Genomic DNA, 24513 nt, shown 5'->3' with positions numbered 1-24513 from the left:
TTATTGGTGATACGATTTGGACAGGCAGTCTTCCAGTTTTGGATCATTCTTAGGCACCATGTCGTGTTTCTTGAATGTGTTAAAGAAAAGTCCAAAGAAAATACCTCCCAATCCAAGGAAAGTAGTGATATCCATCCAGCTGAAGTTAATACCGTGATCAAACAACACCGGCATGGCAATCCAGTAGATTTCTGCAAAGTGAATAATGAGTACGATCGCTGATACAACGCCTAAAACCATTCGGTTCTTCTTGGCTTCACGGTTAAGCAATACCAGGAATGGCAGGGCAAAACGGAAGATCAACAAACTATATGCAATGTATTTCCAGCTGCCTTCCAATCGGTGGAAGTACCACAGAGTTTCTTCAGGAAGGTTTGCATAATAAATAAGTAAAAACTGACTGAATGCGATGTAAGCATAGAAAACGGTGAAGGCGAAGAACCAGGCACCCAGGTCATAAATATGTACCTGACGAATGGTGTTTTTCAAAATCCCTTTGCTCTGCATAAAGAACACAAGCAGGATCATAACAGGCCAGAACGCCTGGAAACTAATGGCAAAAAAGTACACTCCGAACATAGTTGAAAACCAGTGCGGGTCAAGAGACATCAACCAGTCGAAACTTGCAAATGCAACAGACAGTGCAAACAATGGAATACCCGGAGCACTTACTTTACGAAGCAGGCTGCTTAGACCCCAGTCTTTGGTTTTGTCCATCTGAACAGACACTTTGTGCAGCTTATATCCGAGATATCCCCAGATGGCAAAGTAGATAAACTGCCGTGCAATAAAGAAAGGAGTATTCAGGTAAGCTGATTTCCCTTTAATAATCTTGTCATAATAGGGAGAGCTTGGGTCGAATAACTCACCATGACTCCAGTGATAGAGGTTATGTATTCCAAGAATTACAGGAATCACAAAGATGGCCCATATCCAGAAGTTAGCAGAAAAAGACTCTGAAATACGTCGGAAAACAACGCCCCAGCTTGAGCGGGTTATGTGATGAAGCATCACCATAATAATGGCTGCAAGTGCTATTCCGGTAAAAAAGACAAAGCTAACCAGGTACGAAAAGAAGAATTGGTCGGCATCTAAAAAGTAGCCAACAAGACTGGCAATCAGGCCAACGGCGCCAACACCGAATAGGGCACGAGGAACTTTGCTGTCGGCTGGAAATTGTAAAGAATCTGTTATTGTAGGCTTATGACTCATTGTGTAAGTGTATTAAGCAAAGTTCTTAGTTTTCAGATAGATTTTTGATGTACAGTACGATCGACTCAATTTCATGATCGGCGAGGTAGCTGTAAGAAGCCATTACACCCTGAGCGTAATCAACAGGTTTAGCAGCTTCAGGAGCAACAATAGACTCACGAATGTAGTCTTCATCTTTAGTAATGGTGATGGTTTCGCCATCTGCTGTTATTACCTCTCCTTCACTACCAAAAAGCCCGGCCCATGTTGGCCCGATACCACCGGGCGTGCCGTCTTCATTATGACAGGCAGCACATCCATTGGCTGTAATTACTTCTTTACCCAGGTCTACAGTCGGCTGCGGCGCATCTTCAGGAGCTCGTGCAGCGGCAATTGAATCTTTTTTTGCTTGCTCAGCAGTAAACGCTGTCTTCATAGCGTCAACATCAACCGGATATTCCTGAATGTCCTGCTCGTTGATGTTCTGGCTTTCCTGTAAAGCCCGGATGTAGGCCACAATCGCCCATCGGTCTTCAACAGGAACCTGTGTGGAATAGGAAGGCATGGTTCGTACGCCGTTATAAATCGCGGAATACAACTCACCGTCTGATAAGTCTCTTACCCTTTGGTCGTGATAGGAAGGAGCCGGTACATAACCGTAATTCCCTTCCATAATGATACCATCACCTGCACCGGTTTGTCCGTGGCAGGGTGTACAATAAATTTCGTAGCGTTCTTTACCTCTGTAAAGGAAGGATTTGGTGAGGTCAACCGGGATATAATCTATAAAATCGCCGTTCTCATCAACCCCTTCATAATAAGCGAGATCAGTTTTCGCTAAACCACGGGCTACAGTTCCTTCTACCGGTTGACGCATAGCGCGTCCATCTGCAAAAAAGTTATTCTCTTCTTGTGCTTCTACTCTCGGCTGCTGGTCCATATTCATGTTAGGGTGAACAGGAGGCTTTTCAGAAAGCTGTCCCTGGCAGGCCGATAAAGTGACTCCGAGCGTAAAGATGCCCGCAATCTTAAACATTTTCTTAATGTCCATTGCTGGAAATGATATTTGAGTATTCGTTTTATTCATAAACTTCCTCAATGTGAGTAGCACCGGCTTCTTCAAATAGATTCTTAACCTTTTCGGCGTCAAACAGATCGTCTTCAGCTTCAATACAGGCAAAGAAACCATCGTCGGTAGCTTTCTTGAATCGCTCAACGTTGAAGAGAGGATTATTCAATTTCGGAAGCCCGTTCAGGAAAAACATCCCGAAAACAGCTCCGAAAGAAGACAGAAGCACTGTCAATTCAAAAGTGATGGGGACCCAGGCAGGGGCGTTAAAAAACGGCTTACCACTGATATTCATCGGGTAATCGACTACAGCCATATAGTACATCATGGCGAGGGCTCCAAAGAAACCAATGCAGGCATGGCCGATTACAATCCATCCGAGCTTCGACTTTTTCAGGTTCATAGCTTTATCCATTCCATGAATTGGGAAAGGACTAAAAGTATCAAACTTGCTGAAACCTGATTTTGACATTGTTTTTGCAACGTCAATCAGTTCTTTGGGATTTCTGAACTCGGCTATAACGCCGTATAAATCATTCTTTTCTGTTGTACTCATAATCTTAAACCTTCTCAGCTTGAGGTTTCGGTACTTCTACTTTTGGAGCTTCAAATTCTTTGGTTTCCTCGTCGTAATTGTGAGGATCTGCCAGAGGGATTACCGCTTTAACCTCAGCAAGTGCAACCATTGGCAGGAAGCGCAGGAACAGCAGGAACATGGTAAAAAACAGACCGAATGTTCCAACATAAGTTAACACGTCCCAGATGGTCGGGGAATAATAATCCCAACTTGATGGCAGGTAATCGTTTGCCAGTGAAGTTACCGTAATTACAAATCGTTCAAACCACATACCGATGTTCACCACTATAGAAATAAAGAAGGTGAAGCCAACGCTACGGCGTAATTTCTTGGACCAGAAAAACTGAGGAGACAATACGTTACATGTCATCATTGCCCAGTATGCCCATGCATAAGGTCCGGTTGCTCGAAGCATGAAAATAGCTTTCTCGTACTCTACGCCACTATACCAGGCGATGAAGAACTCCATCATGTAAGCAAAGCCTACCATGGAACCGGTTACCAGAATCACAATATTCATTTTTTCCATGTGATCATCGGTCATGATCTCCTTCATGCCGTAGATCTTACGGGCAACAATCATTAGGGTAAGCACCATGGCAAAACCGGAGAAAATAGCACCGGCCACGAAATAAGGAGGGAAAATAGTAGTGTGCCATCCCGGAATCATGGAAACGGCAAAGTCAAAAGATACAATGGTGTGTACCGAAAGTACCAGAGGAGTAGCCAAACCGGCCAGAATCATATAAGCCTTCTCATAATTCCACCAGTGGCGGTTAGAGCCTGTCCAACCAAGAGAGAAAATTCCATATACAACTTTTCTGATTTTGTCGGTAGCACGGTCACGGATAGTTGCAAGGTCAGGAACCAGTCCTACATACCAGAATAAAAGGGAAACAGTGAAATAGGTAGATACCGCAAACACGTCCCAAAGTAGTGGAGAGTTGAAGTTTGGCCACATTGCCATGGAGTTTGGAACCGGGAATACCCAGTAAATAACCCAAATACGCCCAACGTGGATAGCCGGGAATACACCGGCACACATTACGGCAAATATGGTCATAGCCTCCGCAAAACGGTTAATGGCGGTACGCCAGTCCTGCCGGAAGAGGAATAAAATCGCTGAAATAAGAGTACCGGCGTGGCCAATACCAACCCACCATACAAAGTTAATGATGGCCCAACCCCATCCAACGGGATTGTTAAGTCCCCAAATTCCAGTTCCTTCCCAGATCAGGTAGCCAATGGCGGCAACCATAACAAAAAGCAGGCCGTTCGCAGCAATCATGCACAGGTACCATGCTTTTGGAGTAGGGCGTAAATTTATATCGGTAACTAATCTTGTAAGGCTCGAAAAGTCATGATCGCCTTTTACAAGAGCGGGTTCCGGTACGTATTGGTATTTACTCATGTTTTGGATGTATTCCTGATTAATATCTTAAGCCAAAGCCGGGTTTGGATTCGTAAGTTTAGCCATATAAGATGTTCTTGGACGCGTGTTAAGCTCCTCAAGCATCTGGAAGTTTCGTTCGTTGCGCTTCATTTTCGCAACTTCACTGTTATCGTCGGTTAAATCACCGAAGTAGATGGCATCGGCAGGGCATGCTTGCTGGCAAGCAGTTTTAACAGCGCCGTCGGCCGGTTTTGGAGAGCCGGTTTCGTTTTTGGCTTCGATTTTAGCACGGTTCACGCGCTGAGCGCAATACGTACATTTCTCCATCACACCACGGAACCGAACGGTTACTTCCGGATTCATCGCCATTTGGATGATATCAGGATCGTCGCCCGTAGTTAAGTATTCTTTTGGATAGTTGAAGAAGTTGAAACGACGAACTTTGTAAGGACAGTTATTTGCGCAGTAACGGGTACCGATACAGCGGTTATAAGTCATTTGGTTCATGCCGTCATCACTGTGGGTGGTAGCCGCAACCGGGCAAACCTGCTCACATGGTGCGAGCTCGCAGTGCATACAAGGAACCGGCTGATGAACCGCTTGTGGTGAATCAGCATCATCACCTACATAGTAGCGATCATTGCGGATCCAGTGCATCTCACGGCCGCGTTTCACTTCTTTCTTCCCGATAACAGGGATATTGTTTTCCGACTGACAAGCAATCACACATACTCCGCAACCAAAACAAGAATTCAGGTCGATAGCCATTCCCCATTGTGGTTCATGGTCGGGGTAGGTTTGCTCATCAAAGAGAGAAATAGGTCCGTCATCTTCGCCCATTTCTTCCGCTTCTTTCATGCCCGGCACTTCATAGGTATGAACCGTGGCAAAAGAAGCGAAGTCGGGATTTTCTTGGTATTCAGAAATAGAAGCCTGACGATACATATCTCGTCCTTCAAGGCTATGGTGATCCTGAACACAGGCAATTTCGTACGTGTCTCCGGTTTTGGAAACGCTGGCAGAGGCATACAGCATATTATCTGTACCTCTCAGTGGATACACATCCACTCCACCTGCGGTATAATCGATATAAGAACTGGCTACACGGCCAATTCCTTCCCGTCCATAACCGGTAGTAAGGGTAATGGCATCATCAACATGGCCGGGCTGAATCCAGGCTACAATATTAATACTCTTGCCATTTACCGTAATTTCTACAACATCGTAATCATCTTGTCCGGCCCCGGCTTCTTCAATTCCGAGTTTCTCTGCAGTAGCAGGACTCATCAGCGCCACGTTATCCCAGGTAACTTTCGTCATTGGGTCAGGCAGCTCCTGAAGCCATCCAAGGTTGGCATATCGTCCGTCATATAAAGTAGCATCAGGACGAATAACCACTTCCATTCCGGAAGTTGAGGAAATATTGGATGTAGCACGGTTCATTGCTGAAGAAAATCCAGAGCTTAACCGAACATTCACATCGTTAAAGTTCCCGGTTGTATCAATTCCGTCGTGCAGGATATTGGTCCATCGGTTATCAAAACCGGATCGGTAATATCCCCGGAAGGTATCTCTTACAAGGTCATAGCCGGATTCAATTGAGCCGGTTACGATGGTTTTTAAAAATTCAATTTCGCTTAACCCTTCATGTAAAGGGCGAATTTGAGGCTGGATCACTGAACGTGCTCCGCCAAAAGAGTATCCGTCTCCCCATGCTTCCAGGAAGTGTGCACGGTTTACGTGCCAGGTTGACTTCAGGGAAGTTTCATCAACGTAATCAGATAGGTTGACGACAGTTTCAACATTGGAGAGTGCGTTTTCAAAGTCAAGGTCAGCCGGGGCGTTGAATACCGGGTTCACACCCACCATAACAACGGTGTCGATGTTGCCGGCTTTCATTTCAGAAACCACATCAGCAAAAGCTTCAGTACTGCTTTGCTCATCAAGGTGTGGTACTTCTAAATAGTGAACGGTGCTGCCTGTGTTTCCTAAAGCATTGTTAATAGCCGCAACTGCAGCATGCACTTCAGGTTTGTGCTGACTTCCCGCTGAAAGAGCAGAGCGTCCGGCATTAGCAGCCAGTTCGTCAGCCAGAACAGTAATCCATTTGTGATCAGAAAATTCGTTGGAATAACCGCTGAATGCACTTAATCCGTTAATTCGGGTTGAAAGTGCAGCCGCCAGGGCATAGGTAAATGCTTCCATTTGGCTGGCTTTCAGTCTGAGGCGGTGGTCGGCATAAGAACCGGTCAGAGAGAAAGAATCTTCCACTGAGTAGATACGGTTCATTTCACCGTCTGTATCCGTCACTTTTCGTCGGGAAGAAACCTGCTTGGCGTATTCAACACTGTTTGGGTGGGTTGAACTCATGAAATCATCATTCAGAGAAACAACAACATCCGCGTTTTCAAAATTGTAATGGGTTCTCAGGCGTCCGCCAAAAGCAATCCGGTTACCTTCAACTACATTGTCTTCGCCAAAAGGCTCGTAAGTAACCCAGGTTGCGTTGTTGAACTTCGAAAGGGCCTGCTCCTTAATATTGTTATAAGTAGGAGAGGAGTTGGCTTCTGAAATAAAAGCAATTCGCTGACCGGTATTTGCAAAATGAGATTGAGCGAATGCTTCAAAGTCAGCTTTGCTTGCTTTGTCACCATTCTTTAAAGGTGATTGTGATCGATCAGGATCATACAGGCCAAGAATAGCTGCCTGATTAAAAATACTGGTTCCTCCGCGGCTGGCCGGGTGCATGTCGTTACCTTCCAGCTTGGTAGGTCGTCCTTCATGGTTTTCAGCAATCAAACCAACCAGGTTGCCCTGAACAGGCATTGCCGTTGCATAATATAAAGGTACGCCCGGCACTACATCTTCGGGCTGCTTGGAATAAGGAAGTATCTTTTGAACCGGTCGGCGACAAGCTGCGAGTCCGGCCAGAGCTACAGAAGCTCCCATAACACGCAAAAATCCACGACGTGATACCCCATCCGAAAGTTCGGTGGCATTTTCAGGAAACTCGCGCTCGGCGAATTTCTGGTATTCCTTATTATTGGCTAGTTCGTTTAAACTCTTCCAATACGTAGTTTCTTTCACTTCTTCACTCATCTGTCGATCTGTAGATTCTAAATCATTCATTAGTAATGGCAACCCTGGCAATAAGTTGGAGCATGAACATTCTTTTTATCTACCAGTTCACGGCCAATTTCTAACTGGTTTTCAACCTGGTACCCCATGGTTGTAACTTCATCAACGGGACGTATATACTTTTCCGGCTCACGATGGCAATCCAGGCACCAGCCCATGCTAAGTGGCTCCGACTGATATACAACTTCCATCTTATCAATTCTGCCGTGGCAACTTTCGCAACCTACTCCCACATTGGTATGGGCAGAGTGATTGAAATAAGCATAATCAGGCAGGTTGTGTACACGAACCCATTCAATAGCTTTTCCGGTTTCCCAGCTCTCACGAACCAGCGCCAGCTTATCGCTGTCGGTCTTAATTTGATTGTGGCAATTCATACAGGTTTGTGTGGCAGGAATATTTGCCTGCTTGGAATCGAAAGTGCTCGTGTGGCAGTACTGACAGTCGAGACCCAGCTGGTCCACGTGTAATTTGTGGCTGTAGGGAACGGGTTGTTCCGGAGCATAGCCAACGTCAGTGTATTCTGGAGAGAAAAAGTACCAAACACCAAAAATGATTGCGTTCAGTACCACGATTAATCCAATTAAAATTTTTCGGGGAACCTGATTTGTCCACTTGGGGAAAATCTGCGCCATAAAGATTGCTGATTTAAGTTTACGTATAGAGCAGGATTGCTCCCGTTCTTAGGCCGGGCAAATCTATCAATTTTTTCATTCTAAATTGAATAAAAAGGACGGAACGCCTTCTATTTAAAACAGTTCTAAATAGATTTACCAAGACTCCGGTCACACCCTGAAGATGTGAGGGCGAAAAGATAGTATACATTTAGCAAAAATGCCGAAAAAGGAATGGAAAAAACTAAGATTCCGATCAGCTTTGTTTTAACTTTGCCTTGCAAACATATACAGGAGAAGTTGACAATCGGAGGTAATTAATCTTTCAAGATCAAAGAAAATATTTGGTCAAATAGGTGCGAGGATTAGTTGTTTTAGAAAAGTGATCACATTTTGGATCTGAAAATCACGAATCAAATTTTGGAGTAAAATAGTAAGTGCCATTCAAGAGCCTGACACCGTAAAAAATCTGATCATAAAATAAAAGTGTAACAAAAGTCACTTTACTTCCTCGTTATATTACGTAGGCATAGGTCGAAAAAAATAAGGCCCTACGAGAGACATTAATAAATACAAGGGGAAGCCATTGGTTGCTAAAGAGAAGCATATCAGGGTTAATTTAGCAGTCTCAATATTTCTTTATTGGGCTGCTTGTTTAGACAAGTACAAACTTGGTCTGTTTTGGTAGTTGTGGGTGGTACGGTTTCTTATTTGAAAAAATTTCGGGAGTCGATTATGAGAAAGTCGAGAATCATTTTAAGCCTTTTAGTTTCATCATTAGTATTGAATAGTTGCTTTGCCGATTTAGGGTGTCTTTTCGAATTTCCTGAGCATAAAAATGAACTACGTCTCATGGAAATTAAATACAGCGAAAGTATATCGGATGTCCAGGTTCTAAGAAAAAATGTATTTATTGGGGAAGGCACTAACATACCTCATGAATTCGAACTCAATCGTTTATATTACTCCTACGATGGAATGACTTCTTATTTTCGGCATGGAAAAAAAGGGTTCATGAATTATGGTTCAGATGAAAAAGTTTTTCAACAACCTTTGCTAATAAATCATCCAACATTTTTGGAATACTATTCAAGTCCTGATCGTAGTGACTTTGACTATCAACTGAGTTCAAATACCTCTATTTATCATGACTACATACTTCATAGAGTTGAGAACCCATTTACAGGAGATTCGATTTCTACTACTACAGAATTCCTTATTGAGTTTGATCATAATTTGAGTAGTTCGGATACGCTGCAAAGATTTGAGTCTGTTTTTGTGGACTCAATTACTTATAGAAAAGACCGCATAGTCGATCAACGTTATACACCGGAGGGTGAAATTTTAATGGTGACAGGAAACATCGGCTATACTATAAAATACAGTGAAGAATATGATTATTACTTTGGTGTCAAAACGGCTCAACATTCTTATCATCTGCTGAAAGTGAATAGGGGATTGCTGGTAGATACCCTGTTTACCGTTCATAATGAGGAAGAACCGGCTTCAGGATTACTAATGGCTGTGTCTGCTGAAAAGATTTTACTTTCAACTAGAGGACCTAATACTTATCAGTTTAACGGTTCAGATGGATCATTAAAATTTTTATATAGTGGAGGCAGACCTCGTAATATAGCAGTTGATGATCAGTCATTGACCTTTGACAAGGGGAGGAAACATTACAGTTTTTTAGAAGAAAAAGTTACTGACCTCACCAATTACTTTGATGATATCATTTACAGTATGCCGTATAAAAATTTGGTAGCTGTTCAGACGCGTGCCGATGAAGATAAAATTTTCGTATTTGACCTCAACTCAAAATCCATTAGTTATACGATCAGAGTTGATGACCTCCCTGAGTTTAAGCAGGTTGTTGGAAATTCTTCTTATCGATTAGAAAACCCTATTTTTACCGAAGACGGTGAATTGATCTTCATGTATATCCGCGAAACCTATCTCACTGATGTAGAATACGAAAAGAGGTGTGGTTAAGTACTCGAACTCTACCTTTAACCTCGTCATCGTGCCCTACTCCGACATGCGTCATGAAAGCTCCTCCTCAAACTGCATTCATAAAGTCCAATGAGCCCAACCTCCGGCTACCAACCAAGTCGTGGCACCCACCGGGCGGAGGTTTATATTTTGGTATTGATTAGCCCCGCCCTAAAGGACGGGGCTATAGCTTGTGGTCGCGGTCGCAGGCAATTTTAACTTTCGAATCCACTGGGCGTTTCAACCCTAATGATATTATTAACCGCTACCATCCGCCTGATCCGTGTCATCCGTGTTCCATTCTTTTCGTGTTTTAGAGCTTTCGTGGCAAAATAAAAGGAACCAAAAAAACTCACCTTTTGGTTTAGCATGTCTTAACTTTGGCTCGCAAACAAATAGAAGTAAGAAAGATATGTCTGAAAATTTCTCCTTACCTGAATCATCAAAAATATTAGAACAAATCAGCGCGAAGAAAGCAATCGGATTGATTGCCGGCCTGAGTGCTGTTGCCGTACTTTTTCTTTTCTGGCTGATCTATTTCAAAGAAGGAGCCGAGGCTCCGGTTCCATGGATTAAGAACCTGTCGGCTGTAAATGCCGGGCTGAATTTCCTGAGTACCATCTTTTTGGTGCTGGCTTTCCGGGAAATAAAACGAAGGGATTTCCAGAAGCATATGCGTTTTAACCTGGCCGCTTTCGTGACCTCCTCCTTATTCCTTGTGAGCTATGTGGTGTACCATCACTTTGTTGGAGATACTAAGTTTATGGGCGAAGGATTTATCCGTCCAATCTACTTCTTCATATTAATTAGTCATATTGTGCTTTCTGTGTTCGTAGTGCCGCTGGTACTTTCCAGTTTCTACTTTGCTCTCAGCGGAAAATTTAAAACTCATAGAAAAGTATCGCGGTGGACCTTCCCCATCTGGTTATATGTGTCGGTAACCGGTGTTCTGGTTTTCTTTATGCTAAAAACATGGGGTTAGAAAGAACACCCAACAAGGAACATCCAACTTTTAACGGTTAAGGTGTCTTTCTGCTTAAGTTCAAAGTTCGGTGTTTACTGTTCATTGTTCGATGTTCATAAACAGGAATTCACCAAATCTTCAAAAACAAGGGGTATCATAGCTTCATAAATCTATGAGGCATGATGAATACTGAATTAATAAGAAAGTACAACGTACCGGGACCGCGCTACACCAGCTACCCGACGGTTCCATTTTGGAACGAGCAGGATTTCACCACTGAAGACTGGGAATCCACGCTCATAAGCTCTTTTGTAGAAAGTTATGCAGAAGGAATCAGCTTGTATATTCACCTTCCGTTCTGCGAAAGTCTGTGTACTTTTTGTGGCTGTCACAAACAGATAACTAAACGTCACGATGTTGAAGACCCGTACATCCAAACACTGTTGAAGGAATGGCAGCTGTATCTGGACTTTCTGCCACTGACTCCGGTAATCAGGGAAATTCATTTAGGAGGAGGAACGCCCACCTTCTTTAGCACATCCAACCTGGAAAGGCTGATAAACGGTATTCTGGAGCAGTCGGAACTCGCGGAGGACTATCAGTTCAGTTTTGAAGGCCATCCCAACAATACCTCTAAAGAGCATTTGAATACTTTGTATGATTTGGGCTTTCGGCGGGTTTCCTACGGAGTGCAGGATTACGATCCGCAAGTGCAATTTGCTATCAACCGCATTCAGCCTTTCGAGAATGTGAAGCGCGTTCATGATTGGTCGCGGGATATTGGATACACATCCGTGAATCACGATCTGGTATTCGGTCTGCCACATCAAACGCCGGAAAGTATTGAAGATACCATCAACAAAACGAACGAGCTGCGTCCCGACCGTATCGCTTTTTATAGTTATGCTCACGTCCCGTGGATGAAGGGCAACGGTCAGCGTGGTTTCAATGAAAAAGATCTGCCTAAAGATCATGAGAAAAGAGCCTTGTATGAGCTGGGTAAGCGCATGTTTTTTGATAACGGATATGAGGAAATCGGTATGGATCATTTTGCGTTACCTTCTGATTCGCTTACCGAGGCAATGAAAGCTAAAGACCTACACCGAAATTTCATGGGCTATACTTCCGGTTCAACAAAAGCTTTAATCGGGCTGGGTATGTCGGCCATTAGCGACAGCTGGTACAGTTTTGCACAGAACGAAAAGAAGCTGAAAGATTATCGGCAGCGGGTGGAAGAAGGGAGCCTACCCGTTTTTCGTGGTCACCTGTTAAGTACCGAAGACTTATTGCTTCGGGAGAACATCCTGAACATTATGTGCAGGTTTGAAACTGAGTTTGAAGGAGATGAAGACTTGTTCCGGATGATTAAAGAAGACTTAGAGGAACTGGTAGCTGACCACCTGGTTCACATAAACGGCCGCAAAGTGACGGTTACCCCGGAAGGGATCCCTTTTGTGAGAAATATTTGCATGGCCTTCGATCGAAAACTTCAGGAAAGCAAACCCCGGGAAAACCTGTTTTCCAAAACCGTATGATGAATTGTAATCCATATCTTCATTTAACCTTAATGAAAGAGATGTATTCTTTGGAAGTTGAAATTAACATAGGGATTGTTTGATGACTTCGTTAGCAAAAAATTCAGGAATTTGGCAGTGGGCTATGTTCAGTTTTGTACTGGCCGGCTTAACCGGTTTTGTGTTCCGGTTTGGCTTTGTGGAGCCGTTGCCTGTAGACTTGAATCTCGATAATGTAAGGCATGCCCATTCCCACCTCATGTTTTTTGGCTGGGCTACATTGTTACCTCTATATCTGATTAAACTGGATGTCGTTTCAGGCTATCATGCTGCTTTAGGCGTTCGGTTAATGAAAAATGCCCTTTGGTGGATTGTCGTGTTCAGCTTGTTGTCGTTTCCGGCCTTTCTGCTGTATGGATACAAACCCGTAGCTCTGGGGAATGCCTCACTTCCGCTGTCGGTGATTTTTTCGGGGATGGTGATGCTGGGGTGGTATGGTTTTATGGCCGGATATTGGATCACACGACGCCGGAAAAAGGGATATACACCCAATCCATTTTTTGATGGTGCCCTGGTGATGTTATTTGTGAGCTCCCTCGGGGCCTGGTCGGTCGGTATCTTACAAATGGCAAACGTGGGCGGTGTATTACTATCCAAAGCACTTACGCATTTCTTTCTTGCGACCTTCATTGAGGGGTGGGTCATTCTGGTGTTGATGGGATTGGTGGCAAAAGCCCTGCAGCTGAAAGAAGATGAATGTGAAGTATCGCCTAACGTCTTAATAGGATTGGTAGCAATCGGGGCACCGCTCACCTTCCCGTATGGTATTGCAGACGGACTTATAAATTTTGACTTGTCCGTTGCCGCAAGAACCGGTGGCGTTCTTATAGCCGAAGGCGTGCTGCTATTTGTGTATTCTGTGATAAAAAACAGGCGGACCAACCTCTCAATCTGGATATGGCCATTACTGTTTCTGGTGTTGAAATCCGTGATGCAGCTGGTAGCATCGGTTTCACCTATGGAAATGTGGCTTTCCGATCACGGAACGCGAATATTGTATCTGCATACCACTTTGTTGGGGGCATTTACCGTTGGGGTTATCTGGTTTTTACACCAACTGGCCGACATGCCGAAAAAGTACTTTTATTCCGTGCTCTCATCTGTAGCTTTGCTGATAATGAGCCTGGTACTCATGACTACCTTATGGCCGGCTTCTTTAAGCGGCCCCTGGATTTTTGATGTTTTGGCAACAGTAGCAATCTTTCCGGTAATTGCTGTTGTGTTTTTCTGGATTAAACTGAAAAGACTGGTGGATGAGGAACATCATTCCGTGGAAGTTATCCGGAAAGAAGTTGTTCTATAAAGCTCTTCAAAACCACGGTGCTGTTGTGTTCCTCATCTTTGGATGCAAATACAAAGGTAACGACATCTTCCTCTTCTACCGTGTTAATAAGTTGTTGAATGGTCTCAGAACCGAATAACTCTTTCCGGTAGCGGTCTTTGAATTCGCTCCACTTCTCGTGGTCGTGATCAAACCATTTTCTTAACTCATGGCTGGGGGCTACGGCTTTCATCCACTCATCAAGATTAGCTCTCTCTTTCGAAACCCCGCGTGGCCACAGGCGTTCGGTAAGTATTCGGTAGCCATCTTCCTCTACCGGTTCGTCATACACCCTTTTTAGCTTAATCATCGTTAGGCGATTCCTTAATCTTCTGAGAAATATCCAGCGATTGAATAGATCCGATAGCAGCCTCAATAGCCCCTTCCATACAAAGCCCACTCATAGAAGCATCCATGAAGCCTTCCCTTGCTGCTTCGATACATGCATTTCTGATACACTCGATTTGTGTGCTGCTGAGTTGACTTGTGACTTTTTCTTCTTTCTTATTCATACTAATGAAAACCTGAATTTACATTACTGCCTGTGAAGTTTATTAGGGTTCAACCTTGCTCATACAGTATATAAATTATTGAATAGAATAAACCCTTTCGATTCCAATATTTTATGCTTTGGACAAGCAATTCGATCGAACTTATCCAAAGGTTATTGAGTTGACCTTTTAGAGAATCGTAGTTGTGAAGACATATATTTATTTATGGAATTTGGGATATATACCTTTGTAGAAAATACACCAGACGCCGATAGTGGAGAAACGCTGCATCCATCTCAACGGCTTAAAAATCTGATGGAAGAAATTGAGCTGGCTGATGAACTTGGCCTGGATGTGTTTGCTATTGGGGAGCATCACCGGGAAGAATACGTTTCCTCATCCCCAACTACTTTACTGGCTGCAGCAGCAAGCCGAACCAAAAATATCCGGTTGAGCAGTGCAGTTACGGTACTCGGTTCCGAAGATCCGGTTCGGGTATTTCAGCAATTTTCAACCATCGACCAGCTAACGGAAGGGCGGGCAGAAATTATGGTGGGGCGCGGTTCTTTTATTGAGTCTTTTCCATTGTTCGGCTACGATTTGCAAAATTATGAAGAGCTTTTTTCCGAAAAACTAAAGTTGTTGATGAAGCTCCGGGAAGAAGAGAAAGTGAGCTGGGAGGGGAAATATCGGCCATCTATTAATAACAGGGGAGTATATCCTCAGCCTTACCAGGATAGATTACCTGTTTGGAGGGCAGTTGGGGGAACACCGAAGTCGGCTTATGAAGCCGGAGCCATGGGCATGCCGATGGCGATAGCCATAATTGGAGGACAGCCTGCCCAGTTTAAACAAATGGCTGAACTGCACCGCCGAGCTGCCGAAGAACACAATCAACCCAAGCCCGCATTGAGTATAAACTCCCACGGGTTTATTGCAGAAACCACACAGGAGGCTGCTGATATTGCTTTTCCGGCTTTCAAAACTACGATGGATAAAATCGGAAAGGAGAGAGGGTGGCCTCCGATGAGTCGTTCGCAGTTTGATGCTTCCATCACTCTGAAAGGGGCAAATGTAGTTGGAAGCCCACAGGATGTAATCGATAAAATCATGTACCAGCATGAGATCTTTAATCACGATCGGTTTCTGCTTCAAATGAGTGTGGGAAGTGTTCCCCATGAAAAGCTTTTACGCTCTATTGAACTCTTTGCCAAAGAAGTTGCTCCAACCGTTCAAAAAAAGCTTGAGCAGGTTTCATCGTCTTAGCTGATGTGGGCTTCAAGTTGAGCCCTCCGGCTTTTGAGCTCCTGAGATGCTTTCGCGTACCCGCCATCGGTTCCATCTACAAAGTGAATGTGATTGCTTTGATAGCTTCTGACAAAACAGGTAACCATAGCGGCAAAAGAAGCGTGAACGCCATAAACGACACTTCCTTCACTGAAAAGCCCTTCTAAAAAATCTGTCATTTCCATTCGTTGTTTTATAGTACCGGAGGCCACAAAACGCAGTCCGTCACCAAATTTTTTATAGTCTGCATGGCGGACTAAATCGGGTTTGTAATCCCCCCAATTGGTAGCCGATGTTTTCTTTTTGAACTTCATCAGATACAATCCGGTGATAAGCTGAAAAATCATTAACCCAATGTGCCTGAGCTTTTTTGAAAGGGTCGGGGGTTGGGTTCGGAGTTTCCATTCCACCCCAAGGAGCAGCGGGTTGGTTGTCATTTGCAAGTCATCTTCCCGAAGAGGATGGAAGTTGTCTTCCGTACCGTAAATCTCCTCGATCTTTTCAAAACACTGCTCGTAAATTTCAGCACTTGCTTCATCATTTTTATTAAATGACTGAATAATGTAAGCGGCAACTTCATCTTTATCGCTGGGTACCTGGCTCCACCGGCATTCCAGTCCTGTGAAGTCAGCTTCTATTGGTTCAACATCCTTAAGTCGGTCTTCCTCTTTGATAAGCTGCTCGGCATAAGTTACCCCGGTTCCCCAAAAAATAGTTTGATCCAAAAATTCGGACATAGCCAGCCGGGCTACACTTACGTCATGTCCAAGTTCACGGAGTTCTTTCACCTGGATAATTCCGATGGCCATTTCAAGTCCATATGCATCTTTTACCGCTTTACGGCAGAAGGATAACACTCCTTTTACTTGCTCAATTTGGCGATCGGGCAGGGCAATCAGGGAGCCATCGCCACCAAAGAGATAGGGAAGAAGGTCTTCTTTTTTGTAGAGATTATTTAATGCCGCAATGATGGAAGCCCCGGCCATGTTTACTTCTTTATATTTCCCAAGGCGGATAGCATCGGTGGATCCTCTCACGTCAGCAAGGGCAATGTACCAATCATCAGGCAGAGGAGTATACAGGGAATGATCAGAGACCTCTTTAAATGAAAAAACAATATTAAGTTTTTCGTAAAACTCTTGGGCGTTCATAAGTGTCGGTTTGCAAATGGGTTACATGCGGTTTATAGCATAACAAATTAATTTGGAAATAGTTGATACAAAAAAGCCCGCCATTAAACGGACTTAGATATATACGACATAATTAAGGAAATGGATTAATAGAGAACTCCGGAGCTTTCTATCTCAACGGTTTCCTTAAACTCAAACTCTTATGAGCCTTCAGGTTCAATTTATGTTTTAACCCGCTCCTCCTGAAGCGCCCCCACCGGCTGAGCCAGCTGAAGCACCCCCGCCGGAGAAACCTCCACCCGATGATACTGTTCCTGTTGCAGCAAGGTTGCTGAAAGAGGTGGCAATACCGGCTGGTGAATTATCACTTCCCGGAATAATCATCATCCAGGTAATAGTTGAGACCGCCGCTGGATTTTGTTCAAACAGATGCTCAATATGATCTTTACTGAGCCCGAGTGCGATGCTGTATATAAAGTGCCGGCCAAGGTGATGGTCTGGTATGGAATAGTCCTTCGCATTTTTTAATGCCTGCTGATAGTTTGTCCAGCTTTTGTACAATTCTTCCCCTTTCGGAGTTCTCCTGATGATAACAAGGGATAGTACTGAACTTATAAAAACAACAATGGCCGAGAGTCCAGCTACCGGGTGCAGCATAAATACACCCACTAATGCCGCCAGCATCAACACCATTTGCAAGCCAAAATTTAACCAGGCACCTCTGTAACTTTTTCTGTCAATCCAGCCCTGTTCTTCGGCAAAAGATTTGAGTTCCGTTTTCCATTCACTAAACCATTTGGAAACTTCACTGTCGGTAAATTTGAATACCTTTTTGATATCTGAATGGCCTTCAGAAATTCGTTTCTTTACGAAATTCAGCAATGAAATTTCCCATTCAGCAAGAGATGAGTCAGGCTTTTGATCGGTTTCAGTGATTATAAAGGTATTGTTCTCATTTGGGTTAGAAAACCAGCTGTCGTCTTCTTCAGGTTCAGCTTCAGTAATTACGAAATATCCGCGTCGGGCCAAATCGAGCAGGGTTGCTGTTACATGCCCACCGGTGATCGTGCGATGCATGAGAAGCCAGCCAATGGTAGCCGGTTGTTGTTTGCCGGGAACCATAAGGCTTTCATTCAATGACAAGTTGATCTGATGCCTGCTTCCATATTTCCGGTAGAAATACACAAAACACAGGATACTCAGGCCAGCTAGCACTACAGCTAACTCAATGCCGAAGGTCATCATACGCTCGCGCTCTTCAGCTTCTGCAATTTGTTGCTCCCGGTAATTGGCTTCGTCGTTTCTGGCCCAGACGAGTGAAAAATCTGCATCGGTGACATTGGTTCGGGAAGCGTCAAAAACGGAGGCAGGAAAGACCGTTCTTATCACCACAGCCTGACCCCGACTGATGTCAAACCCGGTAAATTGAAGTCCTTTATCGAAAGAAGTTGACTCTATCTCCCATGCGGGTTCACGCACCCAGGAATGTACACTGGAGTCGGCAACCGTTTCAGGTAGTTGAAAAAGAATAGATAACTTTTCGGTAGATTTCTCCCGACCTGCAGCCGCGTAGTTCCAGAAGAACTCACTCCACTCCGGCCCGATTACGACGGCTCCTTCCAGCGTATAGGAAATGGAAAATACCCGTTCTTCATCTTCGGCATCATAAAACCATTTTATATTGTATGACCGGTTTGACTCTTCCACCAGAAAAGTACCGGGTTCTTCAGAGTTCAGGTTTATAAAGTTAGAGCCATTCTCAGAAACCTGAATGTTTCGGATAGCGGAAAACCCGGATTTCGGGAGTTCGTAATTGGCCCAGGAGAAATCACCGTCAAAAACGTACGTTCGGTGCTCGGTTATGGTGACGGTGCCATCGGGGTTTATCGAAACTTCAATTTTGAGCTCGGGGATGGCATATTCTTTAGCAAGAGCTGTGGAGCCCAAAAAGTTTAAGGTGAAAGTAATGACAAACAAAAAAAAGAATTTCGAAATTCTCATGTCCGGGTTTTTGCATTTTTTAATTCTGAAGGATACATAATGATCTTTTCTACTCAAAAAAATTCAAGATGTTATACCGTTGACATATAAACATAAATATGCATAGTTTATCGCCATGAGAACTTCTGTAGATTTACCCGATGAATTGATGAAAAAGGCCAAAATAAAGGCCGTTGAAGAAGGGATTAGCTTAAAAGACCTGATCATCCGATCATTAAGAAATGAACTTGACCAAACAAAAGAAATTCAGGGAACTCCCTGGAAAGACCTGAAGGGGAAAGGTACGGCTTCGGGGCTGTCCGCGGATAAATCAGGATTTGAAGAATAAAAGAGTGTAGATGATTTTACTTGATACGCACGTTTGGTTATGGTGGCTTTTGGATGAAGGACCTTTAACCGACGAAGAAAGGAAAACACTGGATGAGTCGGCCGCTGAGCGGGAAATAGCCATATCGGCTGCTACGGTTTGGGAGACGGAAATGCTGGCCCGAAAAGGAGTGATTGACCTGAAGCCTTCATTCAAAAAATGGATGGAGCTTGCTACAAAACCTCAGGTTTGTACCGTCATTCCTATTGATAAAGATGTAATTTTAGCCCAGGAAAAGCTTCCATCCAACTTTCCTGATGACCCTGCCGATCGGTTAATCGTAGCCACGGCCTTGCTCAATGAATTTCCGCTGGCTACAAAGGATGATAGGCTTCAGAACCTGGGTTTTTAATTACCCGAAATTCCAGGTTACTCCACGCCCGATTTCAGGATCGGGATAATTCCAGTCTACCGCTCCCTGATCGCAAGCATACATGCACGTTCCGCACTCAATACAATCTTCTACCTGAAAGTGAACTTTGCCGTTATCGTCCATCGTGTAGCAATTGGCCGGGCAAACGTAGGTGGTACACTTATGCGGGCATGTTGAATTACAAATATCCGTATCAACAACAATATGTGGCTTAATCTCCGACTTTGCCTGGTTACGATAGCTTACAAGTCCGAGTCGTTCCGTGAGTTTTAGGTTTTTCATGTGCTTTCTATTTGTGAAACGGCAAAGGTGAAAACTTTGCTGACTTTTCAGATTGAATTTTTTTAAGTATCTATTTGTGAATAATTAATCAACACGGGGTATTATGATCAATTTGAATCACAAACAGTTAAACGTTTATAAAAAAGTGTCGAATTAGTTAGTGAGATTTATAGGTTAACTGAAAATTATCCAAAGACCGAAACTTTTGGCTTAACAAGTCAAATGAGAAGAGCTGCCGTTTCAATTCCTTCCAATTTATCAGAAGGTGCTTCAAGAAAATCTGAAAAAGATCGAAAGCGATTCTATCGGATATCCAGATCTTCTTTAGTTGAACTTGATACTCAACTCGAAATCTCTATTAATCTCAATTATCTAAATAACAATAACACAAAGAAGGTGGAAAAACTGGCAAACGATGTATTTGCTATGCTGTCAAATATGATATAAATACTTTCTTCTTCTGCCTTTTCACCTTTCACTTATAATGATTTTCCTGCTTTGAATCCGAGTTTTGCCAATTCCCAGATAGATGAATGACGTTTGATCGCTCCCTTCAGCATGTCCTTCGATTTTGGAGTCGGCTCATTTTTAATGGTGAAGAACTGACGACCGAAGTCACAAACTAAATTCGGGACCTTTTGTTGCATGGTTTCGGTATGGAGAAGATGCACCGCATCCTGGAAACCATTGATGTCTTTCATCACGTAACTCTCATCCATCACCTTGCGATATTCTTTAAGCGTGGCGGAAGAGTAATCTCCTTTGTCTTTAGCTTTCACTATGGTTTCAGCGGCAAGAATTCCGGAGCGCATGGCATAATCCATACCCTGAATCGCTTTTCCGGCATTCATGAGCAAGTTGGCTGATTCACCGGCCAGTAAAATACCGTCTTTGTATAATTCTTTAGGCATTGCTCGCTTATCCCCGGAGGAAACAACATGAGCCGAGTACTCAACAATCTCGCCATCCTTTATGATGTCAGCGATGGTAGGATGAGTTTTGAAGTGATTCAGAATGTCATGCGGACTTTTCTGCTTCTCACGCATATCTTTGATTCCCAGTACCAAACCCAGTGAAATCGTATCGCGGTTGGTGTACAAGAATCCACCGCCTTCTACGCCATCGGTTGCCCAACCCACAAATTCGTTGCTCATTCCGCTGAGTCCATTCAGCTGAAATTTCTGTTCCAGTACGTCCTGGTCAAAACGTATGATTTCCTTGATTCCGGTAAGCATGTGGTCGGCAGGTACGTATTTATCCTGCAGTCCAACCTGTCGGGTAAGCAAGTTATTTACCCCTTCAGCAATGATCACTGAATCGGCATGAAATTCATCCTCGCCCGTTTTGATACCTACAGCCTTGTCGTTCTCCATGAGTACTTCATCCACCTTAATGTTGGTAGCAATGAAGGAGTCCATGGCATAATCAGAAGCGTCTATGGCTTCCTGTACTTTACCCGACAGCCAGTTGTCAAACTTGGAACGCAATACAACAACACCGGAATAAGGCGGCTCATTGAAGTGAGAAGACTTAAAATCTAAGGAGAAAGTTGATTGTTCATCCATCAAGGTAAGCCGGCGATGATTTATAAATCGTTCCCAGCCACCATCTTCTTCTTCCCAATAGTTGGGAACCAGTTTGGCAAGGTCGCTTCCCCACAACACGCCACCGGAAACATTCTTGGAACCGGCAAATTCACCCCGTTCAATTAACAGAAATTTCATGTTGTTTCGTGCAAGGGTCATCGCTGCAGCGAGACCGGCCACGCCACCGCCAATAACTATACAATCAAACTTTTCGTCCATAGTGGAAATTTTAAATGATGAATTTTAAATGTTAAATGAGACTACTAGTTCATTTAACATTCAGCAATTCACATTAAACATTAATTTTTGATTTTTTTGATTTCTTCGATGAAGGGAGGGAGAACCTTATACAAGTCTCCGACAATCCCGTAGTCTGCTACTTCAAATATGGGTGCATCAGGGTCTTTATTTACAGCAACGATCACTTTGGAATTTGCCATCCCCGCTACGTGCTGAATGGCTCCTGAAATACCTACGGCGATATACAGCTGGGGGGAAACTACTTTACCGGTCTGACCAATCTGCAAACTCGGGTCATAAACTCCGGCTTCGGTTAAGGCTCGTGAAGCTCCGATTCCGGCATTTAAAACCGAGGCCAATTCAGAAATGAGATTTTGTCCTTCTTCATCTTTTACGCCACGGCCGGCAGCTACAATTGCTTCGGCTTCGTTCAGGTCTATAGTGTCGCCGGAAGCAGAAATAATTTCTTTTAGCGTAGCTTTAAGGTCATTGTCATCCATGCTGAAGTCAATATTTACAACTTCGGCATCGGTTTCACTTTCAACTAAATCATAAGAGCCGGAGCGAACGGAAACTAAAACCTTATCACCTTTGGCTTCGGTATTGGCAATGATTTTCGCTGCCATTACAGGGCGTTTAGCAGTAATACCGCCATCGGCAAGCTCAAAGGATGAAACATCAGGAAGTACAGAGGCATCCTGATTAGCGGCTAAGGCACCTAATATATCTTTGGTTCCTTCTGTGGAGGCAAAAGCGAATACGGATGGGTTTGCGGTTTCCATCACTTTGGCTAAGGCCCTGAGTAACGGGGTGTTCATATGATTTTTGAAAATGGGATCTTCAATAGTATAGATTTTCGAAGCCCCGTATTTTTTTACTCCGTCAACAAAGGAAGAAGCTTTTTCATCAATAATAACAGCCTCTACAGAGTGGCCATCGGATTCGGCTAATTTTTTGCAATGAGATAAAACTTCCAGGGAAGAACGCTTAATTTTACCGTCTGAGATGGCAATGTGTGTGAGAATTGTGCTCATGAGTTTGATTTAATTTCTTTTGCTTGTTCAGTTTTGGCTTAAGCTGAGATTGTTAAAGGACGTTGGCTTCGGTATCCAGAAGCTGTGCTACTTCACGGGCAATCTCGTCCGGTTCACCCTCAAATTTCTTACCGGGCTCGCGGCCGGGTTTTTCTTCATACCCTTTCACGGAAGTATTTGGGGTAAGTTCATCATCACTTAACCCTAAAGCAGAAAGCTCGATCTGCTCAACCGGCTTACGCTTGGATGCCATAATCCCTTTCAGGTTAGGGATGCGTGGCTCGTTCATGTCATTAGAACAAGTAACGGCACACGGAGTGGGTAACTCAATCATCTCCTGCCCGGAATCACCCTGTCGCTTAACGATTAGCTTGCCTTCTTCGGCTTCCAGCCCAACGGCATTGGTTGCATAAGGCAGCTCCAGAAGCTCGGCTACCATGCTGCCCGTTAAGCCGGAGTCGGTGTCCTGAGATTGCTTACCCAGAGAAAGCACATCGTAATCTTTATCTTCGAAAAATTTAGCAAGAATGCGGGCGTAAGAACCGGAGTCGTATTGCTCATCACTGGTTGTCTGGATGTGAGTGGCTTTATCTGCTCCCATAGCCAGCGCCTTACGGATGGTTTCTGAAGCTTTAGCTGAGCCGATACACACCACCTCAACTTCGCCGCCGTGTTTCTCTTTAAGTACCAGGGCTTCTTCAACTGCCGAAGCATCGTAGGCATTGAGAATCATCCGGTCAGCATCCTGAATTAATTGTCCGTCTTTAATTTGCAGAGGTGCGTTAACATCAGGCACCATTTTAATACATACGTAAAATTTCATTCGCTATAATTTTTCGTCTTAATAAATTCAGTTATGGAACCGCTTTTTTGGGCGGCTAATATACAAAACCAGCAGATAAATATTTTAGTTCTGCAAGCTTTCGTACTCAGATAAATGTCCCTGATCCGTATTCTGTAAAACGTCATAAGCTTCCAGTCGGACATCGGTTTCCGCTTCATCAAAAACAGCAGCAATTTCCCGGGCTTTGGTATCAAAGAAGATATCAAAAAGGAAGTTACTGGTAGATCGTCGTTTGGTCTCCTGTATGGTTTTCAGGGAACTTAAGATTTCTCCGCGGGCAACATCCGGGTTAGCGACAAACTGGTCGAGTCCAAGGCGGTGATATCGGTAATAGGCCGTTCGCAATGGCCGATAGTTGGAGGAAACCAGATCCGTGATCATGGTATTTCTGTTTCGCCGGTTATTGGTGCTGCGTGTCCAGCCGATGGCAGAAGTACTTTCTGCAAGGTTTAAAATATTCTGTGCCTTTCCAAAGTAAGGGTCGCCGCCATGTTCAGAAAAAGTATCGAAATCGTACCCGAGTATGGTATAGCAATAAAAATCGATAAAGCCGGTGAGCGCATCAAACTGAAGCTCGTCATGGATAAGGCTCTTTCCTTCCGGATAAGAAAACTGCCAGGCGTTATCACTGAGTAAGACCGTAGTTGTTTTGGCGGTTGTGTTGTAAATAGGTCGCTGAACCTGGAATACCACTTCCGCAGAAAATGTATAATCGGAAGTACCGCTGTTAATGGCGACCTGAATTTGGCAATCAATACGTTCTTCTTCAGCAAAGTCCTGCTCAGTCCACCGGTACTCGTTTATGTAATTTTCGAGGGTGGGTTTCAGGTTCTCCAGGTAATTAAACGAAGAACCCTCAAGCTGATCAATATTCACGGTAACAGTACAATCAAATTCTTGCCCTTTTGAGGTAAAAGGGGTAATGAGGAAAATTATCCCGCAAAAAATGAGGGGCTTTATTATTTTAAAGATATAATTAGTGAGAGAGATCATATTTATTAGTCGACATTTGGGGTACTAATGATACGAATACGACACGTTCTAA

Annotated in this window: 22 protein-coding genes and 1 pseudogene; 8 read left to right on the top strand and 15 right to left on the bottom strand. The window is 43.9% G+C overall.

Annotation, left to right across the window (positions count from 1 at the left end; translation table 11 throughout):
* The 6 genes from ABFW99_RS10635 to ABFW99_RS10610 are packed head-to-tail and all read right to left on the bottom strand — an operon-like array spanning window position 1 to window position 8003.
* On the bottom strand, window positions 1-1212 hold the full coding sequence (locus ABFW99_RS10635) for a hypothetical protein (RefSeq protein WP_349353475.1): 1212 nt from the start codon (window positions 1210-1212) through the stop codon (window positions 1-3).
* A 25-nt stretch (window positions 1213-1237) separates the two neighbouring features.
* The gene (locus ABFW99_RS10630; RefSeq protein WP_349353474.1) at window positions 1238-2242 is read right to left on the bottom strand and encodes a c-type cytochrome; all 1005 of its coding nucleotides are present in this window, start codon (window positions 2240-2242) and stop codon (window positions 1238-1240) included.
* Between the two features lie 28 nt (window positions 2243-2270).
* On the bottom strand, window positions 2271-2816 hold the full coding sequence (locus ABFW99_RS10625; protein ID WP_349353473.1) for a DUF3341 domain-containing protein: 546 nt from the start codon (window positions 2814-2816) through the stop codon (window positions 2271-2273).
* 4 nt (window positions 2817-2820) lie between these two features.
* Window positions 2821-4248: an NrfD/PsrC family molybdoenzyme membrane anchor subunit gene (nrfD, locus tag ABFW99_RS10620; RefSeq protein ID WP_349353472.1), complete on the bottom strand. Its 1428-nt coding sequence runs from the start codon at window positions 4246-4248 to the stop codon at window positions 2821-2823.
* 27 nt (window positions 4249-4275) lie between these two features.
* The gene (locus ABFW99_RS10615) at window positions 4276-7359 is read right to left on the bottom strand and encodes a TAT-variant-translocated molybdopterin oxidoreductase (RefSeq protein ID WP_349353471.1); all 3084 of its coding nucleotides are present in this window, start codon (window positions 7357-7359) and stop codon (window positions 4276-4278) included.
* Complete coding sequence (locus ABFW99_RS10610; protein ID WP_349353470.1) at window positions 7359-8003, bottom strand: cytochrome c3 family protein; 645 nt, start codon at window positions 8001-8003, stop codon at window positions 7359-7361. The genes ABFW99_RS10615 and ABFW99_RS10610 overlap by 1 nt, the downstream gene beginning before the upstream one ends.
* 630 nt (window positions 8004-8633) lie before the next feature.
* Here ABFW99_RS10610 and ABFW99_RS10605 point away from each other — a divergent pair.
* The 4 genes from ABFW99_RS10605 (at window position 8634) to ABFW99_RS10590 (ending at window position 13815) form a co-directional block, all read left to right on the top strand.
* Window positions 8634-9974 (top strand): hypothetical protein, encoded by a 1341-nt coding sequence (locus ABFW99_RS10605; protein ID WP_349353469.1) that lies wholly within the window; start codon window positions 8634-8636, stop codon window positions 9972-9974.
* Between the two features lie 412 nt (window positions 9975-10386).
* Window positions 10387-10956: a DUF420 domain-containing protein gene (locus ABFW99_RS10600; RefSeq protein WP_349353468.1), complete on the top strand. Its 570-nt coding sequence runs from the start codon at window positions 10387-10389 to the stop codon at window positions 10954-10956.
* 164 nt (window positions 10957-11120) lie between these two features.
* Window positions 11121-12473: an oxygen-independent coproporphyrinogen III oxidase gene (gene hemN / locus ABFW99_RS10595; protein ID WP_349353503.1), complete on the top strand. Its 1353-nt coding sequence runs from the start codon at window positions 11121-11123 to the stop codon at window positions 12471-12473.
* An 82-nt stretch (window positions 12474-12555) separates the two neighbouring features.
* Window positions 12556-13815: a hypothetical protein gene (locus tag ABFW99_RS10590; RefSeq protein WP_349353467.1), complete on the top strand. Its 1260-nt coding sequence runs from the start codon at window positions 12556-12558 to the stop codon at window positions 13813-13815.
* Here the strand turns inward: ABFW99_RS10590 and ABFW99_RS10585 are convergent.
* Together ABFW99_RS10585 and ABFW99_RS10580 are read right to left on the bottom strand one after the other, a co-directional pair.
* Window positions 13790-14143, bottom strand: a complete 354-nt coding sequence (locus ABFW99_RS10585) for a DUF488 domain-containing protein (protein WP_349353466.1) — start codon at window positions 14141-14143, stop codon at window positions 13790-13792. The genes ABFW99_RS10590 and ABFW99_RS10585 overlap by 26 nt on opposite strands.
* Window positions 14136-14345, bottom strand: a complete 210-nt coding sequence (locus tag ABFW99_RS10580; protein ID WP_349353465.1) for an acetyltransferase — start codon at window positions 14343-14345, stop codon at window positions 14136-14138. The genes ABFW99_RS10585 and ABFW99_RS10580 overlap by 8 nt, the downstream gene beginning before the upstream one ends.
* Window positions 14346-14549: 204 nt before the next feature.
* On the opposite strand from ABFW99_RS10580, the gene ABFW99_RS10575 reads away from it, so the two are divergent.
* Window positions 14550-15590, top strand: a complete 1041-nt coding sequence (locus tag ABFW99_RS10575) for an LLM class flavin-dependent oxidoreductase (RefSeq protein ID WP_349353464.1) — start codon at window positions 14550-14552, stop codon at window positions 15588-15590.
* Here ABFW99_RS10575 and ABFW99_RS10570 read toward each other — a convergent pair.
* Both ABFW99_RS10570 and ABFW99_RS10565 read right to left on the bottom strand, forming a co-directional pair.
* Window positions 15587-16762, bottom strand: coding sequence for a DUF3095 family protein (locus ABFW99_RS10570; protein ID WP_349353463.1), 1176 nt, complete (start codon window positions 16760-16762; stop codon window positions 15587-15589). The genes ABFW99_RS10575 and ABFW99_RS10570 overlap by 4 nt on opposite strands.
* A gap of 207 nt (window positions 16763-16969) precedes the next feature.
* Entirely contained in the window at window positions 16970-18742 is a 1773-nt protein-coding gene (locus ABFW99_RS10565; RefSeq protein WP_349353462.1) for a DUF2207 domain-containing protein, read from the bottom strand.
* A gap of 115 nt (window positions 18743-18857) precedes the next feature.
* Here ABFW99_RS10565 and ABFW99_RS10560 point away from each other — a divergent pair, with 115 nt between their 5' ends.
* Both ABFW99_RS10560 and ABFW99_RS10555 read left to right on the top strand, forming a co-directional pair.
* Window positions 18858-19070 (top strand): hypothetical protein, encoded by a 213-nt coding sequence (locus ABFW99_RS10560; RefSeq protein WP_349353461.1) that lies wholly within the window; start codon window positions 18858-18860, stop codon window positions 19068-19070.
* A gap of 10 nt (window positions 19071-19080) precedes the next feature.
* Window positions 19081-19461, top strand: coding sequence for a type II toxin-antitoxin system VapC family toxin (locus ABFW99_RS10555; protein ID WP_349353460.1), 381 nt, complete (start codon window positions 19081-19083; stop codon window positions 19459-19461).
* On the opposite strand, the gene ABFW99_RS10550 is transcribed toward ABFW99_RS10555, so the two are convergent.
* Complete coding sequence (locus tag ABFW99_RS10550) at window positions 19462-19764, bottom strand: ferredoxin family protein (protein ID WP_290961329.1); 303 nt, start codon at window positions 19762-19764, stop codon at window positions 19462-19464.
* 153 nt (window positions 19765-19917) lie between these two features.
* On the opposite strand from ABFW99_RS10550, the pseudogene ABFW99_RS10545 reads away from it, so the two are divergent.
* A pseudogene (locus ABFW99_RS10545) lies at window positions 19918-20211 on the top strand (four helix bundle protein); the annotation flags it as partial.
* A gap of 32 nt (window positions 20212-20243) precedes the next feature.
* On the opposite strand, the gene ABFW99_RS10540 reads toward ABFW99_RS10545, so the two are convergent.
* From ABFW99_RS10540 to ABFW99_RS10525, 4 genes are all read right to left on the bottom strand, one after another.
* Window positions 20244-21569 (bottom strand): FAD-dependent oxidoreductase, encoded by a 1326-nt coding sequence (locus tag ABFW99_RS10540; protein WP_349353459.1) that lies wholly within the window; start codon window positions 21567-21569, stop codon window positions 20244-20246.
* A gap of 80 nt (window positions 21570-21649) precedes the next feature.
* Window positions 21650-22624 (bottom strand): electron transfer flavoprotein subunit alpha/FixB family protein, encoded by a 975-nt coding sequence (locus ABFW99_RS10535; protein ID WP_349353458.1) that lies wholly within the window; start codon window positions 22622-22624, stop codon window positions 21650-21652.
* 52 nt (window positions 22625-22676) lie between these two features.
* Window positions 22677-23447, bottom strand: a complete 771-nt coding sequence (locus ABFW99_RS10530) for an electron transfer flavoprotein subunit beta/FixA family protein (RefSeq protein ID WP_349353457.1) — start codon at window positions 23445-23447, stop codon at window positions 22677-22679.
* An 84-nt stretch (window positions 23448-23531) separates the two neighbouring features.
* Window positions 23532-24461, bottom strand: coding sequence for a DUF4835 family protein (locus ABFW99_RS10525; RefSeq protein ID WP_349353456.1), 930 nt, complete (start codon window positions 24459-24461; stop codon window positions 23532-23534).
* Window positions 24462-24513: the final 52 nt, after the last annotated feature.

Origin of the sequence: Gracilimonas sp. BCB1, from assembly GCF_040117685.2 — a bacterium.
In the GTDB taxonomy this organism is placed as follows: Bacteria; Bacteroidota; Rhodothermia; order Balneolales; family Balneolaceae; genus Gracilimonas.
Note: the sequence above shows the minus strand (reverse complement) of the source record. Positions and strands in the feature narration are given on the sequence as shown.